Annotated in this window: 21 protein-coding genes; 5 read left to right on the top strand and 16 right to left on the bottom strand. The window is 54.6% G+C overall.

Going from position 1 to position 20,619, the window contains the following annotated elements; all coding sequences use genetic code 11:
- Positions 1–18: 18 nt before the first annotated feature.
- The 12 genes from ACT3TC_RS10905 to ACT3TC_RS10960 all read right to left on the bottom strand — a co-directional run bounded on the left by ACT3TC_RS10905 (position 19) and on the right by ACT3TC_RS10960 (position 13,400).
- Positions 19–1,476: a TolC family outer membrane protein gene (locus ACT3TC_RS10905; RefSeq protein WP_444640090.1), complete on the bottom strand. Its 1,458-nt coding sequence runs from the start codon at positions 1,474–1,476 to the stop codon at positions 19–21.
- A gap of 320 nt (positions 1,477–1,796) precedes the next feature.
- Positions 1,797–2,642 carry a fructosamine kinase family protein gene (locus ACT3TC_RS10910; RefSeq protein ID WP_444640091.1) on the bottom strand — a complete coding sequence of 282 codons (846 nt, stop codon included), beginning with the start codon at positions 2,640–2,642 and terminating at the stop codon, positions 1,797–1,799.
- An 81-nt stretch (positions 2,643–2,723) separates the two neighbouring features.
- A complete protein-coding gene (xylB, locus tag ACT3TC_RS10915) occupies positions 2,724–4,211 on the bottom strand; it encodes a xylulokinase (RefSeq protein ID WP_444640092.1) in 1,488 nt (495 codons plus the stop codon).
- Positions 4,211–5,698 carry a mannitol dehydrogenase family protein gene (locus tag ACT3TC_RS10920; RefSeq protein WP_444640093.1) on the bottom strand — a complete coding sequence of 496 codons (1,488 nt, stop codon included), beginning with the start codon at positions 5,696–5,698 and terminating at the stop codon, positions 4,211–4,213. The genes xylB and ACT3TC_RS10920 overlap by 1 nt, the downstream gene beginning before the upstream one ends.
- An 82-nt stretch (positions 5,699–5,780) precedes the next feature.
- On the bottom strand, positions 5,781–6,401 hold the full coding sequence (locus ACT3TC_RS10925; protein ID WP_444640094.1) for a nucleoside/nucleotide kinase family protein: 621 nt from the start codon (positions 6,399–6,401) through the stop codon (positions 5,781–5,783).
- A gap of 7 nt (positions 6,402–6,408) precedes the next feature.
- Positions 6,409–7,194, bottom strand: a complete 786-nt coding sequence (locus ACT3TC_RS10930; protein WP_444640095.1) for an L-iditol 2-dehydrogenase — start codon at positions 7,192–7,194, stop codon at positions 6,409–6,411.
- A gap of 48 nt (positions 7,195–7,242) precedes the next feature.
- Positions 7,243–7,920: an HAD family hydrolase gene (locus ACT3TC_RS10935; RefSeq protein ID WP_444640096.1), complete on the bottom strand. Its 678-nt coding sequence runs from the start codon at positions 7,918–7,920 to the stop codon at positions 7,243–7,245.
- Entirely contained in the window at positions 7,917–9,095 is a 1,179-nt protein-coding gene (locus ACT3TC_RS10940; RefSeq protein WP_444640097.1) for an ABC transporter ATP-binding protein, read from the bottom strand. The genes ACT3TC_RS10935 and ACT3TC_RS10940 overlap by 4 nt, the downstream gene beginning before the upstream one ends.
- 11 nt (positions 9,096–9,106) lie before the next feature.
- The gene (locus ACT3TC_RS10945) at positions 9,107–9,982 is read right to left on the bottom strand and encodes a carbohydrate ABC transporter permease (RefSeq protein ID WP_193053967.1); all 876 of its coding nucleotides are present in this window, start codon (positions 9,980–9,982) and stop codon (positions 9,107–9,109) included.
- Between the two features lie 25 nt (positions 9,983–10,007).
- Positions 10,008–10,898, bottom strand: a complete 891-nt coding sequence (locus ACT3TC_RS10950) for a carbohydrate ABC transporter permease (protein ID WP_441679405.1) — start codon at positions 10,896–10,898, stop codon at positions 10,008–10,010.
- Positions 10,899–10,976: 78 nt separating this feature from the next.
- Positions 10,977–12,296, bottom strand: coding sequence for an ABC transporter substrate-binding protein (locus ACT3TC_RS10955; protein ID WP_444640098.1), 1,320 nt, complete (start codon positions 12,294–12,296; stop codon positions 10,977–10,979).
- A 138-nt stretch (positions 12,297–12,434) separates the two neighbouring features.
- Positions 12,435–13,400: a sugar-binding transcriptional regulator gene (locus tag ACT3TC_RS10960; protein WP_193053970.1), complete on the bottom strand. Its 966-nt coding sequence runs from the start codon at positions 13,398–13,400 to the stop codon at positions 12,435–12,437.
- A 167-nt stretch (positions 13,401–13,567) separates the two neighbouring features.
- Here ACT3TC_RS10960 and ACT3TC_RS10965 point away from each other — a divergent pair, with 167 nt between their 5' ends.
- A complete protein-coding gene (locus ACT3TC_RS10965; protein WP_444640099.1) occupies positions 13,568–13,879 on the top strand; it encodes an NGG1p interacting factor NIF3 in 312 nt (103 codons plus the stop codon).
- Between the two features lie 11 nt (positions 13,880–13,890).
- On the opposite strand, the gene ACT3TC_RS10970 is transcribed toward ACT3TC_RS10965, so the two are convergent.
- Positions 13,891–14,448, bottom strand: coding sequence for an NUDIX hydrolase (locus ACT3TC_RS10970; protein WP_444640100.1), 558 nt, complete (start codon positions 14,446–14,448; stop codon positions 13,891–13,893).
- A 91-nt stretch (positions 14,449–14,539) separates the two neighbouring features.
- Here ACT3TC_RS10970 and ACT3TC_RS10975 point away from each other — a divergent pair, with 91 nt between their 5' ends.
- The 3 genes from ACT3TC_RS10975 (at position 14,540) to ACT3TC_RS10985 (ending at position 16,794) form a co-directional block, all read left to right on the top strand.
- Positions 14,540–15,217, top strand: coding sequence for a CoA pyrophosphatase (locus tag ACT3TC_RS10975; protein WP_172116002.1), 678 nt, complete (start codon positions 14,540–14,542; stop codon positions 15,215–15,217).
- Positions 15,214–15,882, top strand: a complete 669-nt coding sequence (locus ACT3TC_RS10980) for a 2OG-Fe(II) oxygenase (RefSeq protein ID WP_444640101.1) — start codon at positions 15,214–15,216, stop codon at positions 15,880–15,882. The genes ACT3TC_RS10975 and ACT3TC_RS10980 overlap by 4 nt, the downstream gene beginning before the upstream one ends.
- Positions 15,883–16,362: 480 nt before the next feature.
- On the top strand, positions 16,363–16,794 hold the full coding sequence (locus ACT3TC_RS10985; RefSeq protein ID WP_444640102.1) for a PRC-barrel domain-containing protein: 432 nt from the start codon (positions 16,363–16,365) through the stop codon (positions 16,792–16,794).
- A 358-nt stretch (positions 16,795–17,152) separates the two neighbouring features.
- On the opposite strand, the gene ACT3TC_RS10990 is transcribed toward ACT3TC_RS10985, so the two are convergent.
- The gene (locus ACT3TC_RS10990) at positions 17,153–17,575 is read right to left on the bottom strand and encodes an OsmC family protein (protein WP_172115999.1); all 423 of its coding nucleotides are present in this window, start codon (positions 17,573–17,575) and stop codon (positions 17,153–17,155) included.
- A gap of 244 nt (positions 17,576–17,819) precedes the next feature.
- Here ACT3TC_RS10990 and ACT3TC_RS10995 point away from each other — a divergent pair, with 244 nt between their 5' ends.
- Positions 17,820–18,725 (top strand): DMT family transporter, encoded by a 906-nt coding sequence (locus ACT3TC_RS10995; protein ID WP_444640103.1) that lies wholly within the window; start codon positions 17,820–17,822, stop codon positions 18,723–18,725.
- On the opposite strand, the gene ACT3TC_RS11000 is transcribed toward ACT3TC_RS10995, so the two are convergent.
- Positions 18,679–19,527, bottom strand: coding sequence for an MOSC domain-containing protein (locus tag ACT3TC_RS11000; protein WP_444640104.1), 849 nt, complete (start codon positions 19,525–19,527; stop codon positions 18,679–18,681). The two genes, ACT3TC_RS10995 and ACT3TC_RS11000, sit on opposite strands and share 47 nt — an antisense overlap.
- Before the next feature lie 91 nt (positions 19,528–19,618).
- Complete coding sequence (gene gntR, locus ACT3TC_RS11005) at positions 19,619–20,614, bottom strand: gluconate operon transcriptional repressor GntR (RefSeq protein ID WP_172115997.1); 996 nt, start codon at positions 20,612–20,614, stop codon at positions 19,619–19,621.
- Between the last annotated feature and the right edge of the window lie 5 nt (positions 20,615–20,619).

The following is a 20,619-nucleotide window of genomic DNA, read 5'->3' on the forward strand; positions in this document are numbered from 1 at the left end:
GCCGACGGTTCGTTGTGATCAACGATCCAGCGTCGGTGGCGCACCAATATTCATGGCACGCTCATAGCTGTCACCATCGGTATCAGGTATTGCAAAGGTCACCTGATCATCCGTTAGCCAGGCATTCACTTCTTCGATCGCCGGTACATCCAACAACCCTGCCTGCTGGCGCAACCCAAGGAAGTTAACGACATAGTCGTAACGTGACTCAGCATAATCAGCAATGGCGTCGTAATAATTCTGCTCGGCATTCAGCACATCGACGATATTACGTGTGCCGACTTCATACCCTACCTGCGTGGCTTCCAGCGCACTGCGCGCTGATACGATAGTTTGCTGACGCGCTTCTACCGTTTCAACGTTATTGCTGACCTGGGTGTAGAGCGAGCGTACTTGCTGGATCGTAGTGCGGCGCTGAGACTCAAACTCGTACTGCGTACTTTCCAACTGGTAAGTGCCTTGGCGGATACTCGCACTGGTACTGCCACCGGTATAAATAGGCAGATTGGCCGATATCCCGACCTGACCGGAGGCGTCATAACCGCTAACCGCATCGCGATCATTATCGGCATGTTGATAGTTGGCGAATGCCTGGAACGTGGGCAGGCGACCGGCACGGGCAATATCAACACCCACGCGTGAAATTTCGATGCCCGCCTGCTGAGCAAGGACTTGAGGATTAAGCTCAATCGCTTGTTCAACCCAGTAGTCACGATTGCTTGAAGGCTTCACCACCGGCATCGCATCGCCTAGCGCGTTGATGTTCGGGTAACGCTGACCGGTTAACTGCTCAAGCACCTCAAAAGCCACCTGCAGGTTGCTCTCAGCGGCGAGCCGATTAGCACGCGACTGATCATAGCTTGAGCGTGCTTCTTCGACGTCAGTAATGGCAATCAAACCCACTTCAAACTGCTCACTGGCCTGCTCCAGCTGGCGTTCAATAGCACGCTCCTGGGCCTGTCGGGTGGTCAGTACATCATGCGCACGAAGGATATCGAAATAGGCGTTAACAACATCAAAAAGCAGCTGTTGTTCGGTCGCAGCCAACAGGTAGAACTGCTGGTCGATTTCGCGATCAGCCTGATTGAATTGCTGGCGCGCCACTTCATCAAACAGCATTTGAGTGGCTTCCAGGGTCAGCGATACGCTGTTATAGCGATCATCTCCCCCTCCAACACCAGCTCCCCCTCCGGCGCCCGGTGTGGTGCGCGTTGACTGACTTTCAAATTGTTCATGGTGCGCCACATTGCCTGATGCATTCACCTGCGGCAGCAGCGCGCCTCTCGCAACATCCCGACCGGCTTCGACCCCAGAGTACTGAGCACGAGCTGAATTTAGCGTGGCGTTATTGCTCAGCGCTTCACGCGCGACCGTTATCAGGTCTGCCGCCTGAGCAGGCAGCGCAATAGACGCAGTGAAAACGGCTAGTAATAAGGGTCGTAAAGGGGCATTGACTGCCCAGTTTGCCAGTCGCATGGTGGTGCCTCTAGGTGTCAACGATGGGAATGCTATTAGTAAACTATTTATGGAAGATGGCATTATAGTTACATTCATGTATGTATGCTAGACTTGAAGTCTAGCAAATTGTATGAACAAAGAGCTTATCAAGCCTCATCCGGTTAGCCTAGACCAAAGCATGACGCCAGGATTTTCAGCACTGCTTCTCTGCTATTCTTCACGCTATCGCCCCGCCCCTTTGTTTATATTTTATTGTTTGTACTTTAGTGGGTAATTCTTCTATTACTACTTCTTTTGCTACATCTATTACTGCTATCTACCGCCACTTCGCTTTCAGCTTAGTGAGCGCAGGTTTCAAGTAGAGCTACGCGCTGCTCAATACCGGTGCGATAGGTCGCTCCAAAAAGCAGTAAATGATTAAGCAGCGGGTACAGCTGAAACAGCGCCTCACGCCTCAACCAATCAGCCGGGGCATTGCCCTCCCAGTAGGCATCAAAAAAGCCGCTGCCCGGCGAACCAAACAGCGTCAGCATGGCAATATCCACATCGGGATAATGACGATAAACAGCAGGGTCGATCAAGGCAGGGCCACGGGTAGTGATCAATACGTTGCCCGACCATAAGTCACCATGCAAAAGGCTTGCGGGCGCCTCTGGCAGCCACTCTTCAAGCTGATAAGCAATGTGTTCGATGCGGGCGCGTAGTGCATGATCAATCAAGCCGTGTTGAAAGCAGGCATCACTAAGCGGGAATAGGCGTCGCTCGCGCTGAAAAACGCGCCCGTCCTTATGCAACGTGTTGGATTGTGGCGTTTGCCCACAGGCATTATCCTCATGCCAGCCGTGGGCTTCACCAATAGCGCTATGCAGCTCACGCAGCCCTTCACCCAAGAGGGTGTCACTGGTAGGCCCGCTGGGCTGGGTGTTTAACGACTCAAGCAGCAACCACTCTTCATCCAAGCCTAGCACGTCCGGCACAATAAGCGTTTTGCAGGCTCCTCTAAGGGCACGTAGCCCTTCCGCTTCCCCGCGCAAGCGCTCGGCCTTGTCATGCTTGACGACCACCTGCCCCTGGCAGGTTTCAAGTGCATATACCGCCGCGCTGTCTCCACCGCCAAGCGGCGTTAATTCACCGGTTGGCCGTATGGTCTGGGCGTCGAGTAGCCTTCGCAGGGTAGCATCCATCGCCGTCTCCGCTGGATAGTATTCCCCCAGTGTGCCTGCTAACCCCTGTGCACGTCGATTTTTTGAAAATGTTATAAGCCGCTATACGTTTTGATGGCGCTGCTTTAGCGCTTGTGTATAGCGCGCATAGACCTCTTGGTACGCTTCAACACGCGCAAGATTGGGCTCTGCAAGCGATTGCGCATCAAGATGAACGAGGCGGTTACATAACGCGTCAAGCGTTACGCCCTGTGCACGTTGATCACACCATGCAGCTTGAATGGCCGCACCTAGCGCAGCGGCATCGGTAATCTCAGGGCATATTACTTCCGTGCCCGTAATATCGGCCACCATCTGCCGCCATACCGGGCTATTGGCCCCGCCGCCGATCAGCCGGATTTGGCTGGCGCCTGCGGTTAAATCGCCCAGTAATTCAAGCCCATAGCGCAGCCCGAAGGTAGCCCCTTCAACCACCGCACGGCACAGGTTTGCCTGGTGGGTATTGATACTGTTCAAACCTAGAAAATCAGCCGACGCCTCCGGCAGCATGGGTACGCGCTCGCCGTTGAAAAACGGCAGCACGGTAACGCCCTCAGCACCTACCGGGGCGCTAGCCACCAGGTCGCTAAACGTTGTTAAATCCAAACCAAACAGTTCACGTATCCGCGTGGTGGCCGAAGTCACGTTCATGGTGCAGATAAGCGGCAGCCACCCGCCGGTACTTGAGCAGAAATTAGCCACCATGGCGTTATCGCAGAGAATAGGCTCAGGCGAATAAGCGCAAACGGTGCCCGAGGTACCCAGGCTAAGAGTTATCAGGCCTGGGGTGATATTGCCGGTACCAATCGCCCCCAGCATGTTGTCGCCGCCGCCTGAAGAGACCACCACGTTATCGCCAAGCCCCAGCTCGCGGGCAATCAGTGGGCGCACCATCCCTGCCGGTTCATGAGCTTCCAACAAGCGTGGCAGTACGCGTTGCGGGTCAAGCTCAGGGGCTATTTCAGCAAACACCTCCAACTGCCAGCACCGCGTGCGGGTATCAAAATAGCCGGTGCCCGAGGCATCGCCCGCTTCGGTCACACGCTCGCCAGTCAGCCAAAAATTCAGGTAATCGTGGGGCAATAACAGACTATCGATGCGCCGGTAGGCGTCCGGCTGATGCTCGCGCAGCCAGGCGATTTTAGAGGCGGTATAGCCGGTCTGTAGCACCAGCCCCAATTTTTCCAGGCACCCTGTTTCACCGCCCAAGCGGGCGACAAGATCACTGTTTTGGGCGCTGGTTTCGGTATCGCACCATAGTTTGGCGGGGTAAACCGGCACACCATCAGCATCCAATGCCACCATGCCATGCTGCTGACCTGACACACCGATACCGCGAATCTGTGAGGCATTGACCCCAGCGCGCTCCAGGGCACTAAAAAAGGCACCTTTTAAAGCCGCTAACCATTCAGAGGGCGCCTGTTCACGGCGGCCATTTTCACCTTCATCCAGCCGATGCGGGCGGCTTGCCTCGCCCAGGATAACGCCGCGCTCCACATCAACCACTACGACCTTGGTACTCTGGGTACCGCAATCCACACCAATATACATCACAGCGTTCCTTTGGATGCCACAAGCGCCTCAAGCGTAGCCCGTGCGCCGTGCTTATGCAGCGAATTAAGCGTTTGGACATAAGCCTCATAAAAGCGCGGATGGTCGACCAGATCGCCGAACAGCTCACGATTGTCGATAAACGCACTGGGCCGGGTACGGTTTTCAGCGGCGATTGCGGTCAGCGTTTCCTTTAAGCGATCTACAATCTCGATGGGCTCGCCCTGCTCATCGACTCCTTCAGCGTAGCGTGCCCAGCTGGCCACTACCGCTGCGCTGCGCTTGATCTCGCCTCCGTGAGCCAACTGATGATGGATCACCGGCACCAGCCACTTGGGAATACGGTCTGAACTTTCGGCACACAGCCGCGCTAGCGTATCCTTAATTTCGGGGTTGGCAAACCGTTCAATCAGCGTTAAGCGGTAAGCTTCCAGGTCGACACCGGGCACAGGCGCCAACGTGGGCGAGCCCTCTTCACGCATATAGCCGAGCAGAAAATCCACAAACAAGGGGTCCTGGCAAACTTCGTGGGCATAGCGATAGCCCGCTAAATAGCCAAAGTAGGTGAGCGCCTGATGGCTGGCATTTAAAAGCCGCAGCTTCATTAACTCGTAGGGCTCAACATCCTCGACCACCTGCACGCCTACCTGCTCAAACGGCGGACGGCCCAGCGGGAAGTGATCTTCCAGCACCCACTGCGTAAACGGCTCGCATACGACCGGCCAAGCGTCTTCTACCCCAAAGCGCTGAGACAGTTCGTCAATATCCGCCTGTGCGGTAACGGGAGTGATGCGGTCGACCATGGCGTTGGGAAACGCAACCTCTGACGCAAGCCACTCGCCCAGTTGGCTATCGCGGGCACGGGCATAGGCGGTGAACATGCGCTTGGCCACGTCGCCATTGCCCTGAATGTTGTCACACGACATGACGGTAAACGGAGCAATGCCGCGCTCACGGCGGCGTACCAGCGCCTCGACAATCAGGCCAAAACTGGTGGAGGGCTTTTCAGGGTGCGCAAGATCCTCACGCACTTGGGGATTTTCCAGGTTAAATTCGCCCGTCACCGAATGAAAGTTATAGCCTCCTTCCGTCACGGTGAGTGACACAACCCGAATGGCCGGGTCGGCCATCTGCTCAATGACCGCCTCTGCGTCTTCCGGGGCAAACAGGTAATTGACCATGCTGCCGATAACCCGAGGCGCGTACTGCCCGTTAGGATGCTTCACCACCAGAGTGTAAAGGTAATCCTGCGCGGCAAGCGCCTGCTGCATGCGTTTATCACCCTGCATAACGCCAACGCCCACGATACCCCAATCAAGCGCCAGCCCTTGCTGCATCAGCTCATCAAGGTACATGGCCTGATGAGCCCGATGAAAACCGCCCACGCCGACATGCACAATGCCAGGAGTAAGCTTCGCACGCTCATAGCATGGTATGGCAACATCGCCGTTTAAATTGCCCAGATTGTGATTATTAAGTCGGGTCATGGGTACTCTCCAGCCAAAACCTGCTTGGCGCGATGGGTAGGTTTGAAAACGGTTAAAAAGAGGATGAAGCAGCGCATTGGCATTAGTGCCAGTGTTGATCGGGAGGTAAGGAGCAGCGTTTGACGAGTTGCGCGTTGAGCATATCTTTTCGGTGGGTACGCTCCAGCGCCCCCGCATGGTCCTGGCCCATTTCAAGCCACCGCAGGATTAGCCGGTCCACCAATATCTCATCGTCGACGTCCAGAAACAGCGTCCAGTCAAACAGCGGACGTAGCTCACGCCAGGGGGAGCGGTCGAGCAGCAAGTAGTTGCCCTCGACAATCACAATGCGCTGATCAAGGGTGATGAGCCGCCCTCCCGCCCGTGCTAAATCCAATGGCCGATCAAAGACGGGCACCGCGACCGGATGCTGCGCCTGGCGAATACGCTCAAGGGCGCTGCGCAACCCGTCCACATCGAAGGTATGAGGCGCGCCTTTTATCGGCAGTTGCTGCTTGCCCAGCACGGCATTGTCGAAATGGTAGCCGTCCATGGGCACGAGCCCCGCCTGGCTTGGAAGCAACTGATTAATGGCCTCGCAAAGCAGAGCGCTACGATAGGACTTGCCTGCGCCGGGCGGCCCTGCGAGCGCAACCAGATAGCGCGAAGCGCCTTCGGCTGAACCAATAATTTGGCGGGCCAGGCTATCAAGTTCGGGTGTCATAACCATCTCAGCTCATCCAGTTACCGCCATCCACATTGAGCGTCTGAGCAACAACGTAATCGCTGTCGGCACTGGCCAAAAAGACCGCAGCACCGGTGTGATCCTCCGGCAAGCCCATGCGGCCAAAGGGCACGGCTTCACTGACCAGGCGCTTTTTCTCACCCAAGGGGCGGTTTTCATAGCGAGCAAACAGCGCATCCACCGCTTCCCACATCGGAGTATCGACGACGCCCGGGGCAATACCGTTAACGTTGATCGCGTGTTTGATCAAGTCCAGCCCAGAGGATTGCGTCAGGCTAATCACGGCGGCTTTGCTGGCGCAGTAAACGCTCACCAATGCCTCGCCGCGTCGGCCCGCTTGGGAGGCCATATTGATAATTTTGCCGCCCCGCCCCTGCTCCACCATCCTTTGAGCAACCGCCTGTAGCGTAAAGAAAAGCCCCTTGGTGTTCACCGCAAACTGCTTATCAAAACTCTCCTCGGTCATTTCAAGCACCGGTGCCAAATCAAAAACTGCGGCGTTATTGACCAAAATATCGATACCGCCAAAATGCGCCACGACCTTTTCCACCATGGCATCAATAGAGGCGCGCTGGCAGACATTAAGCACGACCCCTAACGCCTCTTGGCCACGGGCCTGCTGGTGCAGCACGGCAAGGGCTTCCTCAATGGCCGCGGCATCAATATCCGCCACCACCACCTTGGCCCCCTCCTCCAAATAGCGTTGCGCAATTGCCAAGCCGATGCCCCGTGCGCCCCCGGTAATCACCGCCACTTTATCGGTCAGTTTCATTATCGCCCCGTCTTATTTGAGTGTTGTTGAGTGCTAACAGCCGCCTGCTTAGCTAGCAATGCGTACTTGCCACTCATTCACCAGCGCGTTCAGCCCCTGCATGTGCTCCAAAATACGCCAGGCGCCTGCGTGCAAAAGCCGTGCTGGCTGTTCGGCATCCACGTGGCTGGCACCTACAAAACCAATGACACACATACCGGCAGCGTGAGCGGCGGTGACACCCGCCACGCTGTCTTCGATGACCAGGCAATTACCGGGGAGATAGCCCAGCTGCGTGGCGGCCAGCAGATAAAGCGCGGGGTCTGGCTTGGGGTTGGCTACCTGGTCCGCCGTAAAAATAGGCGTGTCCTTGCCAAAGGCATCAGCCAGCTGAGTGCACGCAAGTGACGCTACAACCCGCTGACGGCGGCTGTTGGATACCACTGCCTTGGCCAAGGGAATCGCCAACACGGCATCGTGCGCGCCCGCGACAGGGGCAAGCTCACGCGCCAGGCGCGCCTCAATGGCCGAATCCACCTGCTCAGTGGCGTTATCAGGTAGCGTATACACGCTGTGCTGCTCCAGGTGCTTAAGAATGTCGCCGGTGGTCATTCCCAACGCCTGGCTAAGCCGCTCGGCAATGTTCAAATCGGGTAACCACCTACCGAGATACTCCTCCAGCACACCTTCCGCCAGTGCTTCGCTATCGACCAACACGCCATCGCAATCAAATATAACCGCCTTCATGCCAGCGCCTCAGCGTCACCTGATGTGCGGTTATCGTGTCGCGTAAGCCCGGCCAGCGGATGCTGAGCAAGGCTGGGCAGCGCGCGGCCATCGGCCGCAAACAAGTGTGCCCGCTCAGGGGCGAAGCCAAAGCGTATGGTCTCGTGAACACGATAGGCCACATCCCCATCCGTCATCAGCGTTACCAGCAGGTCACCCATACGTACATACAGCGAGGTTTGCCCACCCAAGCGCTCAAGCACTTCAATTTGTCCACTGAGCGCACCCGCCTCATCAAGCACCAGGTGCTCGGGGCGAATGCCCAGCTCAAGGGCTGGCTGGCTTTCGACAGGCGTGTTTTCAGAGGACGCATTTTCAAGCGGCTGGGCGTCTACGGGCACCGTGCACTCGCCACCACCTGGCAAGCGAACCTGAACACCTTCCGGCGAGGTACTGATTAACTCAACATCAAAGAAATTCATTTTTGGCGAGCCAATAAACCCTGCCACAAAGCGGTTGGCCGGATGATGGTAGAGCGCCATAGGTGAACCGACCTGTTCGACCACGCCGTCATGCAAGACGACAATTTTGTCGGCCATGGTCATGGCTTCAATCTGGTCGTGGGTCACGTAAATCATGGTGGCGTTGAGTTTTTCGTGCAGGCGGGCAAGCTCAATACGCATCTGTACGCGCAGCGCGGCATCCAGGTTGGAAAGCGGCTCATCAAACAGGAAAATACTCGGGTTACGCACGATAGCTCGACCAATCGCCACGCGCTGACGCTGACCACCGGAAAGCGCCTTGGGCTTGCGGTCAAGCAGCGGCTCAAGCTGAAGTATTTTAGCGGTTTCCAGCACCTTGGCGCGGCGCTCCTCTTTGGACACACCGGCCAAGCGCATGCTAAAGCCCATATTGCCTTCTACCGTCATGTGCGGGTACAGGGCATAGCTTTGAAACACCATCGCCAGGCCACGGTCGGCAGGCCCCACATCGTTCATTCGCTGGCCATCAATCACAATGTCGCCATCGGTGGCGCTCTCAAGCCCCGCGATAATGCGCATCAGCGTTGATTTGCCGCAGCCGGAAGGCCCCACAAACACCACAAACTCGCGGTCGTTGACTTCAAGGTTGATCCCTTTGATGACCGCGGTGTCGCCAAAGCGCTTGGTAATATTGTTAAGTTGTAAGGTTGCCATGCAAAACTCCTTTACTTGACGGCGCCAAAGGTCAGGCCACGCACCATTTGTTTTTGGGTCATCCAGCCAAGAATGAGGATAGGGGCGATGGCCATGGTAGAAGCCGCCGAGAGCTTGGCCCAGAACAGCCCTTCAGGACTTGAGAACGAGGCGATATAAGCGGTTAACGGTGCTGCCTTGGAAGAGGTGAGATTGAGACTCCAGAACGCTTCGTTCCAGCTCAAGATGACCGAGAGCAAACCGGTAGAGGCAATGCCTGGCAGAGTGAGCGGCAAGAGCAAGAAGAACACTTCTTGCAGCGTCGAGGCACCGTCCATTCGCCCAGCTTCAAGGATGTCCTTGGGCATGTCCTTAAAGAAGGTGTAAAGCATCCACACCACAATCGGCAGGTTCATTAGCGTGTAAATAATGATCAGCCCCGTGCGGGTGTCCAGCAGCCCTACATCGCGGAAAATAAGATAGATCGGTACCAACACGCCAACAGGCGGCAGCATCTTGGTAGAAAGCATCCAGAGCAACGTGCCCTTGGTGCGTTTAGTGGGCAGAAAGGCCATGGCATAGGCAGAAGGAATAGCAATTAACAGCGCCAGAAACGTCGAGCCAAAGGCGACAGCGACACTGTTCAGCGCAAAGCGTGCATAGCCTGAGCGCGCCTGCACGGCTTCGTAGCTTTCAAGCGTGGGCGTAAAGATAAAGCTTGGGTCGGCAATTGCGGCCGCTTCGGTTTTAAACCCGGTGAGTATCATCCATAAAATCGGGAAGAAAATCACCAGCGCTACCGACCAGCCCACCAGCGTAATCACGAGCGTTTTCATGCCGGCTGACCCGCGGGCAGTGCCCGCCCCCGACACATTTTGCGCTGGCGTAGTGGAACGTAATAATGACATTTATATTCTCCAAGTGCCCAAAGCGCTAATCTTCAAGGTTTTTCGCAACCATCCGCACCAGGAAAATCGCCACGATGTTGGCAAGAATAATCGCGATTACCCCGCCTGCAGAGGCAACACCCACATCAAAATCAAGCAGCGCCCGCATGTAGATCAGATAAGCCAAATTGGTGGTCGCAAGCCCAGGCCCGCCCGAGGTGGTCACAAAAATTTCAGCAAAAATAGTCAGCAGGAAGATCATCTCAATCATGATCACCACGCTGATGGCTCGCTTAAGATGAGGAAGCGTTATAAAGAAGAAGATCGCGATAGGCCCAGCACCATCCATTCGTGCGGCTTCCACCTGGTCTTCATCCAAGGACTGCATGGCGGTGAGCAGAATCAACAGCGCAAAGGGTAGCCACTGCCACGCCACAATAATCACGATGGAGGTTAACGGGAGCGTTGAAAACCAATCCACGGCAGGCAAACCAAGTGAGTTTGCCAACCATGCCAACACCCCGTTGGAGGGGTGCATCATCATGTTCTTCCACACCAGCGCACTCACGGTGGGCATCACAAAAAAGGGTGAAATTGCCAGCACTCGGGCAATACCGCGCCCGGCAAAGTCTTGTTGAAAAAGAACGGCCAGCAGCGTGCCGCCCACTACGGTAATCGCCAATACCCAGCCTACCAGCAGCAAGGTATTGCCCATTGCCTTCCAAAGTGCGGGGTCGGTTAGCAAATACTCGTAGTTTTCAACCCCGGCAAAGCCACTCATGCCCGGCATCAGCAGGTTGTAGTACTGGAAGGAGAACCATATCGTCATGCCTAACGGTATGATCATCCATAACAACAGCAGCGTCACAGCGGGAGCTTGAAGCGATAACGTTCTTAGCCCGCCAACCGTACGGCCAGAAGCACGTGTTTTAGTCATGGGAATACCTGCGCGAAAAAACCAACGAGAAACCGTTACAACACGCCTACCCGCGTAACGGGTAGGCGCTTTTACTTATTAGTCGTTGTAACCCGCTCGCTGCATAGTGCGCTCAGTGGCGCGCTGGGCGCTGTTTAGCGCTTGTTCTACCGTGGTGTCACCGGTTAACGCAGCGGCAATGCTCTGCCCTACCTGGGTGCCAATCGCTTGGAACTCAGGAATATTGACAATTTGCACGCCGGTATACGGGTTCGGCTCTAGCGTGGAGTCGGTCGGGTCGGCATTTTGAATCGCGCTCAGCACAAAATCAGCGAAAGGCGCAGCTTCCGTGTACTGCTCATTGGCGTAGGTAGACTCGCGAGTGCCCGGCGGTACGTTGGTCCAGCCATGGGTTTCGCCGACCAGCTCAATGTACTCTTGTGATGTCGCCCAAGTGATAAACTGCTTAGCGGCGTCTTTATGCTCGGAGGAGGCAGGAATCGCCAGCGCCCAGGTCCATAACCAGTGCGAGCCTTTTGGCGTTTCAGCCACGGGCGCCGGGGCAAAACCGAGGTTGTCGGCTACGCTGGACTCGTCACCATCATAAAGCGTGCCCGCGGCGGAGGTAGCGTCGACCCACATCGCACAGTTACCGCGTGAGAACAGCGCCAGGTTTTCATTAAAGCCGTTGGAGCTGGCGCCGGGAGGGCCGTAGTTGCCCAGCAAGTCCACATAGAACTCAATGGCATTCATCCAGGGCTCAGAATTGATTTCGGGGTTCCACTCTTCATCAAACCAGCGGCCACCGTAGGTATTGACCAGCGTAGTGACGAAGGCCATGTTTTCCCCCCAGCCGGGTTTGCCACGTAGGCAGATACCCGCCACTCCTTCCTGCGCACCGTGGAGCTGTTCAGCCCAATCGCGTACCTCGCTCCAGGTCGGCTGTTCGGGCATTTCAATCCCGGCCTCCTCGAAGAGGTCTTTGCGGTAGTACATCATCGAGCTTTCCGCATAAAACGGCAGCGCGTAGGGCGTGCCGTCAAGGCTTAGCCCGTCGCGTACGGAGGTCAACAAATCATCTACGGCGTACTCATCAGGCAGGTCATTCAAGGGTTCAAGCCACTCGCGCTCCGCCCAGATCGGTGCTTCATAAGCGCCAATCGTCATAACATCAAACTGGCCGCCGCCCGTGGCAATATCGGTGGTCATGCGCTGGCGAAGAACGTTCTCCTCCAGCACGACCCAGTCCAGGGTGATATCGGGATGCGCCTCTTCAAACGCATCGGTCAAGCTCTGCATGATCACCATATCGTTATTATTAACGGTGGCGACCGTGATTTCAGTTTGTGCCTGAGCATGGCCTGCCACGGCAATGGCCGCTGCTAAGGTGGTGACGGGCAAGTGACGCGCGAGTCGCATATAACTCTCCTTTGGCTAATGTTGGCATTATTATCGCCTGATCATTTTGATCATGTTTCGAACAAATGATCGTACGTAGAGGAAAAAAAATCAAAGCCCTGCGGCTTAGACTTTATGGTTACGCCTCTTTTTAACGCATTACGCTTGGCGGGAAGGTAGCCGCTCAACAATGCGCCGTGCCGCCACTTCGTCGGTGATTAAGCCTTTTAACCAGCCGCCTTGTAACGCCGCATGAATGCCTAACGCTTTATCGTAGCCACCGGCAATCGCGACCATAAGATGCTTGCCAAAATGCTCAAGCGGCAAGCTTGTCACACGCCGAGTAATGGAGCAGTCAATGACTTCGCCTTGGCTATTTAACGGCCAGCCGAGCAGCTCCCCCACGGCTTCCAAACCCAACAATTCATCAAGCTCGCGCTCACTGATAAAGTGGTCCTGGAACAACGTCGCCTGGCGGTCGATTCGCCCTACCCCAATAAACGCGGCTTCCGACGTCCGAGCCACATTGGCGATAGCCTGAAACAGGCGCTGGGAAAGCATTGCGTTTTTCTCGTCAATCGATTCGGCCACCACCGGCGCGGGGAGTAGAAATCGTTCGCCACCGGTTTTATCCGCCAAGAGCATCACCGCGTCGTAGCGGTTGGCCGAGCCATCCCGGGCGACATTCCCCACCAGCGACACAAACCGGTGCTGGGGCCGCTCCGTTCGATCAAGCGCTTCTACCGCCGCCCGCACAGAGCGTCCGCTACCCAGTGATAGCGTCAACGGCTCGCTACGCTCAACCAACTTGCCGATGCGCTCTGCCCCGGCAACGCCCAGGTAGTACGTGGCGCTTTCCGCAGATGCCGTCTCAGCGGGCACTACATCGCAAAAGGTCAGCCCAAAATGTTCACGCAGCGTGTGACCCAGCGTCATGCAGCTCGAAATAGGATGGTCAATATGCACCTTCACCAACCCCTCCTGACGCGCAAACGCCAACAGACGCTGTACGCCTGGCCGGGAAACACCCAACTGGCTTGCGATTTCATCCTGCGTTAGGCCGCCCACATACGACATCCAGGCGGCTCTGGCCGCTTGGTCCAACTTCACCTCAAATTTATCCATCGGTTGGCGTCCTGCCTTTCATTGATAACGTGACGATAACCATATTCACAAAAGCGTCATCATACAAAGCTAATCATGCGACCAGAAGCCGTCTGTTCGCTAATATGTCACTAGGCTGTGCTTTAAGCGCCACTTTTTTACAGACACGTTTTTAACAGGAGCATGGCATGTATAAGCTTGCGTTTTTTGTGCCCATTGACGATGCCGAAAGCGTTAAAGAAGCCGTTTTCGAGACAGGCGCCGGGCGAATCGGCAACTATGAAGCCTGCTGCTTTCAAACCCGTGGCACCGGTCAGTTTCGCCCGCTTTCAGGTGCTGCCCCGCATATCGGCGCAGTCGGAACACTTGAGCACGTTGAAGAGCTTAAGGTGGAGCTCGTTTGCCAAGACACCTGCATCCACGCGGCTATCGCCGCGCTTAAGCTTGCCCACCCTTATGAAGAAGTCGCTTATGATGTTTGGCAGCTTGCCGAGCTTTAACGCTTGCTCAATCAGGCGCTACCAAAGTAACGTTCACGATCCTCAGATGTGATCGTGCCCGTATGTAGCGGAAAGTGATGGTTCAGCCGGTCCCGGTAGAAATGATGCAGCGTCCGCTCAATGGTCGGAAAGGCGATCTCATCCCAAGGGATCTCATGCTCATCAAACAAGGCGACCTCAAGGCTTTCAACACCGGCGCTAAAGCCACCGACAAGCTCTGCCCGAAAAATCATGTACACCTGATTAATATGCGGCAAGTCAATCAGGGTATAAAGGTCGCCCAGGAGCACCTCGGCATGCGCCTCCTCACGCGTTTCACGGGCGGCAGCCTGTTGCGTCGTTTCCGCGTTTTCCATATACCCGGCAGGCAGCGTCCAGTAGCCTTTACGAGGTGAAATGGCACGTTTGCATAACAAGACTTTGGAGCCACTGACGGGTAGCGTTCCAGCGACAATGCGCGGGTTCTGGTAGTGAATAGTACCGCAGGCATCGCATAGGTAGCGCGGCCGATCATCACCTTCGGGGACCGCGAAACGTACGTTATCGCCGCACTGGCTGCAAAAATTCATGGCATATTCCTACGGCTAAATGGCACACGTTATCGATGCTTGACGCACATAACCACTGCTGGGTAAAAAGGGACAAAGGACGGGATACCCCATGTTAGAGAATCTACGCAAACGGCTGCAACAGCTCAACCCACAAAGGCTAGATCAATGCCAGATGCGCGAAGCCGCTGTGCTGATTCCTGTGGTGGATCGCGCATCGCCCACCTTGCTGTTTACACGCAGGGCAAGCCACTTAACTACCCATAGCGGTCAGGTTGCGTTTCCCGGCGGCAAACGCGAGCCGGAAGATACAGATCTTTACGCCACGGCGCTGCGCGAAGCTCAGGAAGAGATCGCTCTTGATCCAGCGGTGGTCGAGCCGCTAGGCCGACTTTCAGATGTGATTTCGCTGCATGGCCTCCGGGTAACACCGTGGGTGGGCATTATTCCACCGGACCTGCCTTTGGTCGCAGACCTCGGTGAATTAGACGCCATCTTTGAAGTCCCTCTTAGCCACTTTTTAGAGGACCAGCGTACCCATACGGATGTCATTCCTGTCGATGGCGTGCCTCACTACGTACCTAGTTACCACGTGGATGGCCATGTGATTTGGGGGCTTTCAGCGATGATGCTGGTCGAGTTGTTAGCCGAAGGATTTGGCATGCCCATCGACTTATATCAACAACCCCCGGGTATACTACGGCACTATCCTGAACGTACTAGCCCTGAACGTACCAGCCAACTGTCCGCTGACCACCATCCGGCGATGCCCAAGAGTATACGCAAATGATGCTTTCAAACTTCACCACGTCGCCCGTGTTAACGCCCGCTGCACAAGTAGCGATTGTTGATGCGCTGGTGGAGCAAGGCTGGTATGTGGGGCGCGCGGCGATCAATCTTGATCTTTGCCACGCCTTACACCGTGAGCTTTCGCACATGGCCGAGCATGATGCGCTTGAAGAAGCCGGGATTGGCCGAGGTCAGCAGCATCATTTGCGCAAGGATATTCGCGGCGATGCTATTCACTGGCTGGATCGTCAAAGTGAAGCCCAACGCCACTACCTTGATGCAATGGGCGAGCTACAGCAGTCGCTTAACCAGGCGCTGTTTTTAGGCCTTTTTGAGTATGAAGCGCATTTTGCCCATTATCCGGCGGGCGCTTTTTACCAGCGCCATTTGGACAGCTTTCGCGGCCGCGCCAACCGGGTAATTTCTACCGTCGGTTATTTAAATCCTCAATGGCCAAGTGATGGCGGCGGCGAAATGGTGATCTATCATCCTGATGATGCCAGCCAGGAAGTCGCCCGTGTTGTACCGGAAGCCGGAACGTTTGCCTGCTTTTTGTCAGAAACCGTTCCTCACGAGGTGCTTCCCACCCACCAACCTCGCTCCAGCATTGCTGGCTGGTTTAGGCGTAATGCTTCGCTAGGCGGCGTACTGGACCCTGCCCGCTAGGCTTTGCTTTGTACGAAAACTGCTACTTAACCCCTACTATCAAAGCGGCATACATACCCCAGAGAAGTCTTCTCGAAAGAGGCAGGCTTCCATGCCCCCTGACACAGCTTCCGTTAACTAGCACAACGAACCTGCCATTGATTGTAAAGTCTTGCCAACTGTCCTTAAAAATCCGCTATTTAAAAAATATATTAAGAATACTATTGAAAAACAGAGTACAACGACTACATTGATATTGTGTCAAATACGGAGCTTCACACAACCGTAACAAGGCTTTTTAATTGCAAACAACGCTTAAATCCTACTTTGCAACTAATCTACAAGCCTTTGGCACCTAATGTATATTCTACATTTTAAGGAAAGGCAGCGATTCAAGTATCACTGCCTGGTTCATAAACTGGATCGTCCTGAATCGTTAGCTTCAACTGTTTGATTTAGACACCAACGTAAGATACTGAGCCTTATCAAGGAGCAAGAGGAATGAAAATGATCAAATCAGCCGTCATTGGTACACTAATGGTTCCTGCTTTCATGCTAGCAGCAGGTAATGTAAGCGCCGAAGAAACAACATCAACGACCGTTGAAGTTGAAGCAACCTACCTGACCAGTGTGCCAGAAAACGTTTTCTACTCAGACTCCCTTAAGGGCCATCATGTTAAAAGCACCGTCGAAGATGACGAGAACATCGGTACTATCCACGACCTGATTATTGATGAGAGTGGTCAAGTGACCGCTGTGATCATCGGTGTTGGCGGCTTCCTTGGCATGGGTGAAAAAGATGTCGCCATTGAGTGGGATTCACTCGAACTGATCTGGGATGCGGAAGGTAATAAGTATGATGTTCGCGTTAACGCTTCAAAAGAAGCGCTTAAAGAAGCCGCTGAATTTGAGCGTGACGAAGCAGAAGCGTAAAGCAGCCTTCGTATACTAGCTCTAAACACACTAGCTCTAAAAGCCTTAGCTTCTGCTAAGGCTTTTTATATACAAATTAAAGCATAGTATGCATTTAACACCCGCACTTCCTACAACTCTTCCCCTTTACACATGCATACCAAGCACTAGACTCAAACCAACAACATCAAGCTTTCTTTATTTTTCAGACACCTTAAAAATCGCACTCTCTTTATCTATTCGCTATAGCAACCTACACACTAAACGGCAAGCCTAAAACTGTAGTGACTTATAGTTGTTGCGCCTTACCCCTCATCATAAAACATTGGCCATTAAAAAAGCGCTACGTGTTTTAAACGTAGCGCCTATCACTAAAGCACTAGCCTTTTAACTGGGCCGTCATGCTTATCTCTGCATTGAGCACTTTTGATACGGGACAATTTTCCTTTGCTTTTTGGGCGGCCTCTTTGAAGCTCTCTTCATCGGCACCACTTACTTCAGCGGTGACATCCAGGTGAATGTTGGAAATGCTAAAGCCTGCTGAATCCTGCTTCAGCGTAACGCTGGCAGTGGTATCAATAGCATCAGCGGTATAACCGGCCTCGCCTAAAATATTGGAAAGCGCCATTGAAAAGCAGCTGGCATGCGCAGCGCCAATCAGCTCTTCCGGATTGGTGCCCTTTTCGTCTTCAAAACGCTGTTTGAAGGAGTAATTAGCACTGAGAACGCCACTTTCGGTTGAAACGGTGCCTTTTCCATCCTTCAGTCCACCTTCCCAACGTGCGCTAGCTTTACGATCCATGAAAAACTCCTTATCAGTGATAGCGAAAGACCTGATTGATCAGTGGATACTGATATGGTCAAAAAAGGTTGAATGGCCACTCGTATAGAGCAACTGACCACCCCGTTCAGCGTAGCTGATTTTTAGCACAGTGCCGAACTCAGATGATGGGCGCTTCCCAGGCCGCGCTAACCCTTTTATGCTATCCAGCAGGGTGAAATCAGCAAACGGAAAGCACTCTGTACGCCAACGTCAAGGACACGTCATGTCATCAGCGGATGCGCTGCGCCTGGTAATACTTTCCTCACTTTGGGGCCTGTCGTTTATTTTCATGCGCGTTGCATCGCCGGAGTTTGGCGCTATCCCGCTTGTTTTAGTGCGCATGGGCGTTGGGGCGCTGTTGCTTATCCCGCTGCTGCTCAGCGTTCGCTATTTGCGGCTTATTTGGCAGCATAAAGGGCCGTTGCTATTACTGGGCATCATGAACCATGTGCTGCCATTTTCGCTGCTGGCGCTGGCAACAACACGACTGGAGGCCGGTTTTACCTCGTTGATTAACGCCACCACGCCCATTTTTACGGCTCTATTAGGCGCGTTGTTCTTTGCCACGCCTATACAGCGCCAGCAGTATTTAGGGCTGGCGCTTGCCTTGGCGGGAGTCTATGTGCTTTCTGCCAATAGGCTGGACTTTGCCTTGGGCGGTGATGGCTGGTTTATCATTGCCGTATTAGGGGCAACCTTTTGCTACGGCATGGCGGGCAATTACTCCAAAACACGCTTGGGCCATTTGCCGCCTCGGGTACTTGCGGCAGGCAGCTGCGCAATGTCAGCCCTGGTGCTTCTTATCCCCGGCATTTTACTTTGGCCCAGCGAGCCGATTAGCCCACTTGCCTGGGGCAATGCCATAGCACTTGCTGTATTCAGCACTACGCTGGCTTTTTTACTCTATTTTGGTTTGTTAGCCAGCGCAGGCGCCACGGCCGCCTCCACCGTTACGTTCCTGGTACCCGTGAGCGCCCTGTTGTGGGGTTATTTACTACTGGGTGAGACACTTAGCCTGCAGGTCGCTATAGGCATGATAATCACTCTACTTGGCACGGCGGTGGCCACCCGGCTGCTGCGTCTCAAGCGCCACGCGCCTCAGCCACCAGCGTATCCCCCACGCGAATAATGCTTCCTGCACCAGTATGCAGTGTCGCGTTCTGCCCAAAATAAGCGCCTTTTAATTCAGGCTGAGTATTCAGGCCTATTAACGTTTTAAGCGGCTCGGCAGGCTCAGGTATCTGGGCCGTTTGCTGGTCTACCGTGGTAATTTTGCAGCGTTTGCACGGTTTTCGCAGAATAAGTTCAAATGCGCCATTACTAGCCTGTAGCGCTTGCCAACCATCTTCAGCCCATGGCTTGTCGGTTTCGACCACAATACTGGGCCGAAAACGGTTCATGGGAATAGCCTGACAACCACTCTCCTCAAGGGCACGGTTGAGCGCGTTGAGAGAGCCGGTTGAAGCAATCAAAAAAGGGTAGCCATCCGCAAAAAGCGTGTCGGCGTCATCCCCGTTTAAAAACGCCGTTTCTACCGGACGTTTAAACTGCGTGGCGAAGCGGACCAGGCTTAGGCCACTGCCCTGTTCACCTAAAGCAGCTTCCAGCCAGCTTGAAACGTCGCTGCTTTCAGGCCACGCCTTACAGTGATCATTCCAGACCTGAACGATACGCAGGTTGCCATTCGGTTCTGCAAGCGGTATCGAAAGTGGCTCAACATGGGGGTGTGAAAGTACCAAGGCATCAGTGGTTAAGGCTACTTCTACCGTGGCTAGCGCAGGCCGCTGGCGTTGAGTCACAAAGCGCTGCTGTGTATCAACCAGCATCCAGCGGCGGTCCCACGCAAGGCCGGTGGGCAGCAGTTCACTGTGGGTAAGACTGATACCCTTTAAGGATTTGACCGGATAAATATTGAGCTCGGAGATATGCACGGTAGCCTCGATACAAACGAAAATGGTTACTCTAACCAGCCAGCGCGCTTATCACCAGTGCGGCTGCTCTTGGTAATAGCCCGAAAACCGGCTATAGCGTGGCGCCTGTTTCGATGCGATAGCCCAAGTCGACCGTATGATCAGCCACCGCTTCGCCCTGAATCCTGGCCAGCAGTGCTTGCGCGGCAGCCTCGCCAATGGCTTGGCGTGGTGTGATGACACTCGCAAGCTTTGGCGTCATTGCCTGCCCCACGTCGTGGCCGTGGAAACCCGCAATCGCCATCTGCCCAGGCACGTTAATACCGCGGCGCTGACACTCAAAATACGCCCCCACGGCCACGTCATCGTTAGTGCAGAATACGCCATCCGTATGAGGGTAGTCGTTTAAAATTTGCTCTAGAAGCGCTGCGCCTACGCTGTAAGAGGAGCGTTGACTGCTATGCAGCGTTACTGGTGTTAGACCGTGCTGTTCCATTGCCTGACGGTAGCCCTGCTCACGTTGCAGCGTGCGCTCATCCAGCCGCACAGCCAGATAAATAATCTGCTGCCGACCATGGCGAATCATTTCACTCACCATATCAAACGCTGCGGCGACGTTATCGTAGCCTACCGCCTGCTGCAGCGGCTTATGATGGGTGTCCATGATTTCCACCACAGGAATACCGGCGGTTTCCAGCATTCGCAGCGTGCGGGGAGTGTGATGATGGTCCGAAAGAATCACCCCATCCACGTTGTAAGACAGCACCGATGCCAAGCTTCGCTCTTCAACGGCCGGGCTATACCCATAGTGAGACAGCATAAGATGATAACCGGCAGGCTCGGTACGTTTCTCAATCCCCACGATGACATCAGCAAAGACCTGGTTCGTCAGCGAAGGAACCAGTACACCAATAGAGTGGCTGGTAGCACGCGAAAGTAGATCCGGCGCTCGGTTGGGAATATAGCCGACCTGCTCGGCCACGCTAAGAATACGCTCGCGCAAGCCTTCTGAAACAGTTTCCGGGTCTCTTAGGCAACGACTCACCGTCATTTTGGTTGCCCCGACCTGGTCAGCAATAGTTTGTAGCGTTGGGCGTTTTTTCTTCAAACGGG

It is taken from the genome of Halomonas sp. AOP27-A1-41, from assembly GCF_052378605.1.
Lineage (GTDB): Bacteria > Pseudomonadota > Gammaproteobacteria > Pseudomonadales > Halomonadaceae > Vreelandella > Vreelandella citrativorans.

Excerpts from the sequence above, each read along its gene's own strand:
- ACT3TC_RS10940 (WP_444640097.1), bottom strand. The coding sequence starts at position 9,095 with ATGGCAACCTTACAACTTAACAATATTACCAAGCGCTTTGGCGACACC.
- ACT3TC_RS10955 (WP_444640098.1), bottom strand. The coding sequence starts at position 12,296 with ATGCGACTCGCGCGTCACTTGCCCGTCACCACCTTAGCAGCGGCCATT.
- ACT3TC_RS10910 (WP_444640091.1), bottom strand. The coding sequence starts at position 2,642 with ATGGATGCTACCCTGCGAAGGCTACTCGACGCCCAGACCATACGGCCA.
- ACT3TC_RS10905 (WP_444640090.1), bottom strand. The coding sequence starts at position 1,476 with ATGCGACTGGCAAACTGGGCAGTCAATGCCCCTTTACGACCCTTATTA.
- ACT3TC_RS10935 (WP_444640096.1), bottom strand. The coding sequence starts at position 7,920 with ATGAAGGCGGTTATATTTGATTGCGATGGCGTGTTGGTCGATAGCGAA.
- xylB (WP_444640092.1), bottom strand. The coding sequence starts at position 4,211 with ATGTATATTGGTGTGGATTGCGGTACCCAGAGTACCAAGGTCGTAGTG.
- ACT3TC_RS10975 (WP_172116002.1), top strand. The coding sequence starts at position 14,540 with ATGTTAGAGAATCTACGCAAACGGCTGCAACAGCTCAACCCACAAAGG.
- ACT3TC_RS10930 (WP_444640095.1), bottom strand. The coding sequence starts at position 7,194 with ATGAAACTGACCGATAAAGTGGCGGTGATTACCGGGGGCGCACGGGGC.
- ACT3TC_RS10990 (WP_172115999.1), bottom strand. The coding sequence starts at position 17,575 with ATGGATCGTAAAGCTAGCGCACGTTGGGAAGGTGGACTGAAGGATGGA.
- ACT3TC_RS10985 (WP_444640102.1), top strand. The coding sequence starts at position 16,363 with ATGAAAATGATCAAATCAGCCGTCATTGGTACACTAATGGTTCCTGCT.
- ACT3TC_RS10965 (WP_444640099.1), top strand. The coding sequence starts at position 13,568 with ATGTATAAGCTTGCGTTTTTTGTGCCCATTGACGATGCCGAAAGCGTT.
- ACT3TC_RS10920 (WP_444640093.1), bottom strand. The coding sequence starts at position 5,698 with ATGACCCGACTTAATAATCACAATCTGGGCAATTTAAACGGCGATGTT.
- ACT3TC_RS10960 (WP_193053970.1), bottom strand. The coding sequence starts at position 13,400 with ATGGATAAATTTGAGGTGAAGTTGGACCAAGCGGCCAGAGCCGCCTGG.
- ACT3TC_RS10970 (WP_444640100.1), bottom strand. The coding sequence starts at position 14,448 with ATGAATTTTTGCAGCCAGTGCGGCGATAACGTACGTTTCGCGGTCCCC.
- ACT3TC_RS10950 (WP_441679405.1), bottom strand. The coding sequence starts at position 10,898 with ATGACTAAAACACGTGCTTCTGGCCGTACGGTTGGCGGGCTAAGAACG.
- ACT3TC_RS10925 (WP_444640094.1), bottom strand. The coding sequence starts at position 6,401 with ATGACACCCGAACTTGATAGCCTGGCCCGCCAAATTATTGGTTCAGCC.
- ACT3TC_RS10980 (WP_444640101.1), top strand. The coding sequence starts at position 15,214 with ATGATGCTTTCAAACTTCACCACGTCGCCCGTGTTAACGCCCGCTGCA.
- ACT3TC_RS10995 (WP_444640103.1), top strand. The coding sequence starts at position 17,820 with ATGTCATCAGCGGATGCGCTGCGCCTGGTAATACTTTCCTCACTTTGG.
- ACT3TC_RS10945 (WP_193053967.1), bottom strand. The coding sequence starts at position 9,982 with ATGTCATTATTACGTTCCACTACGCCAGCGCAAAATGTGTCGGGGGCG.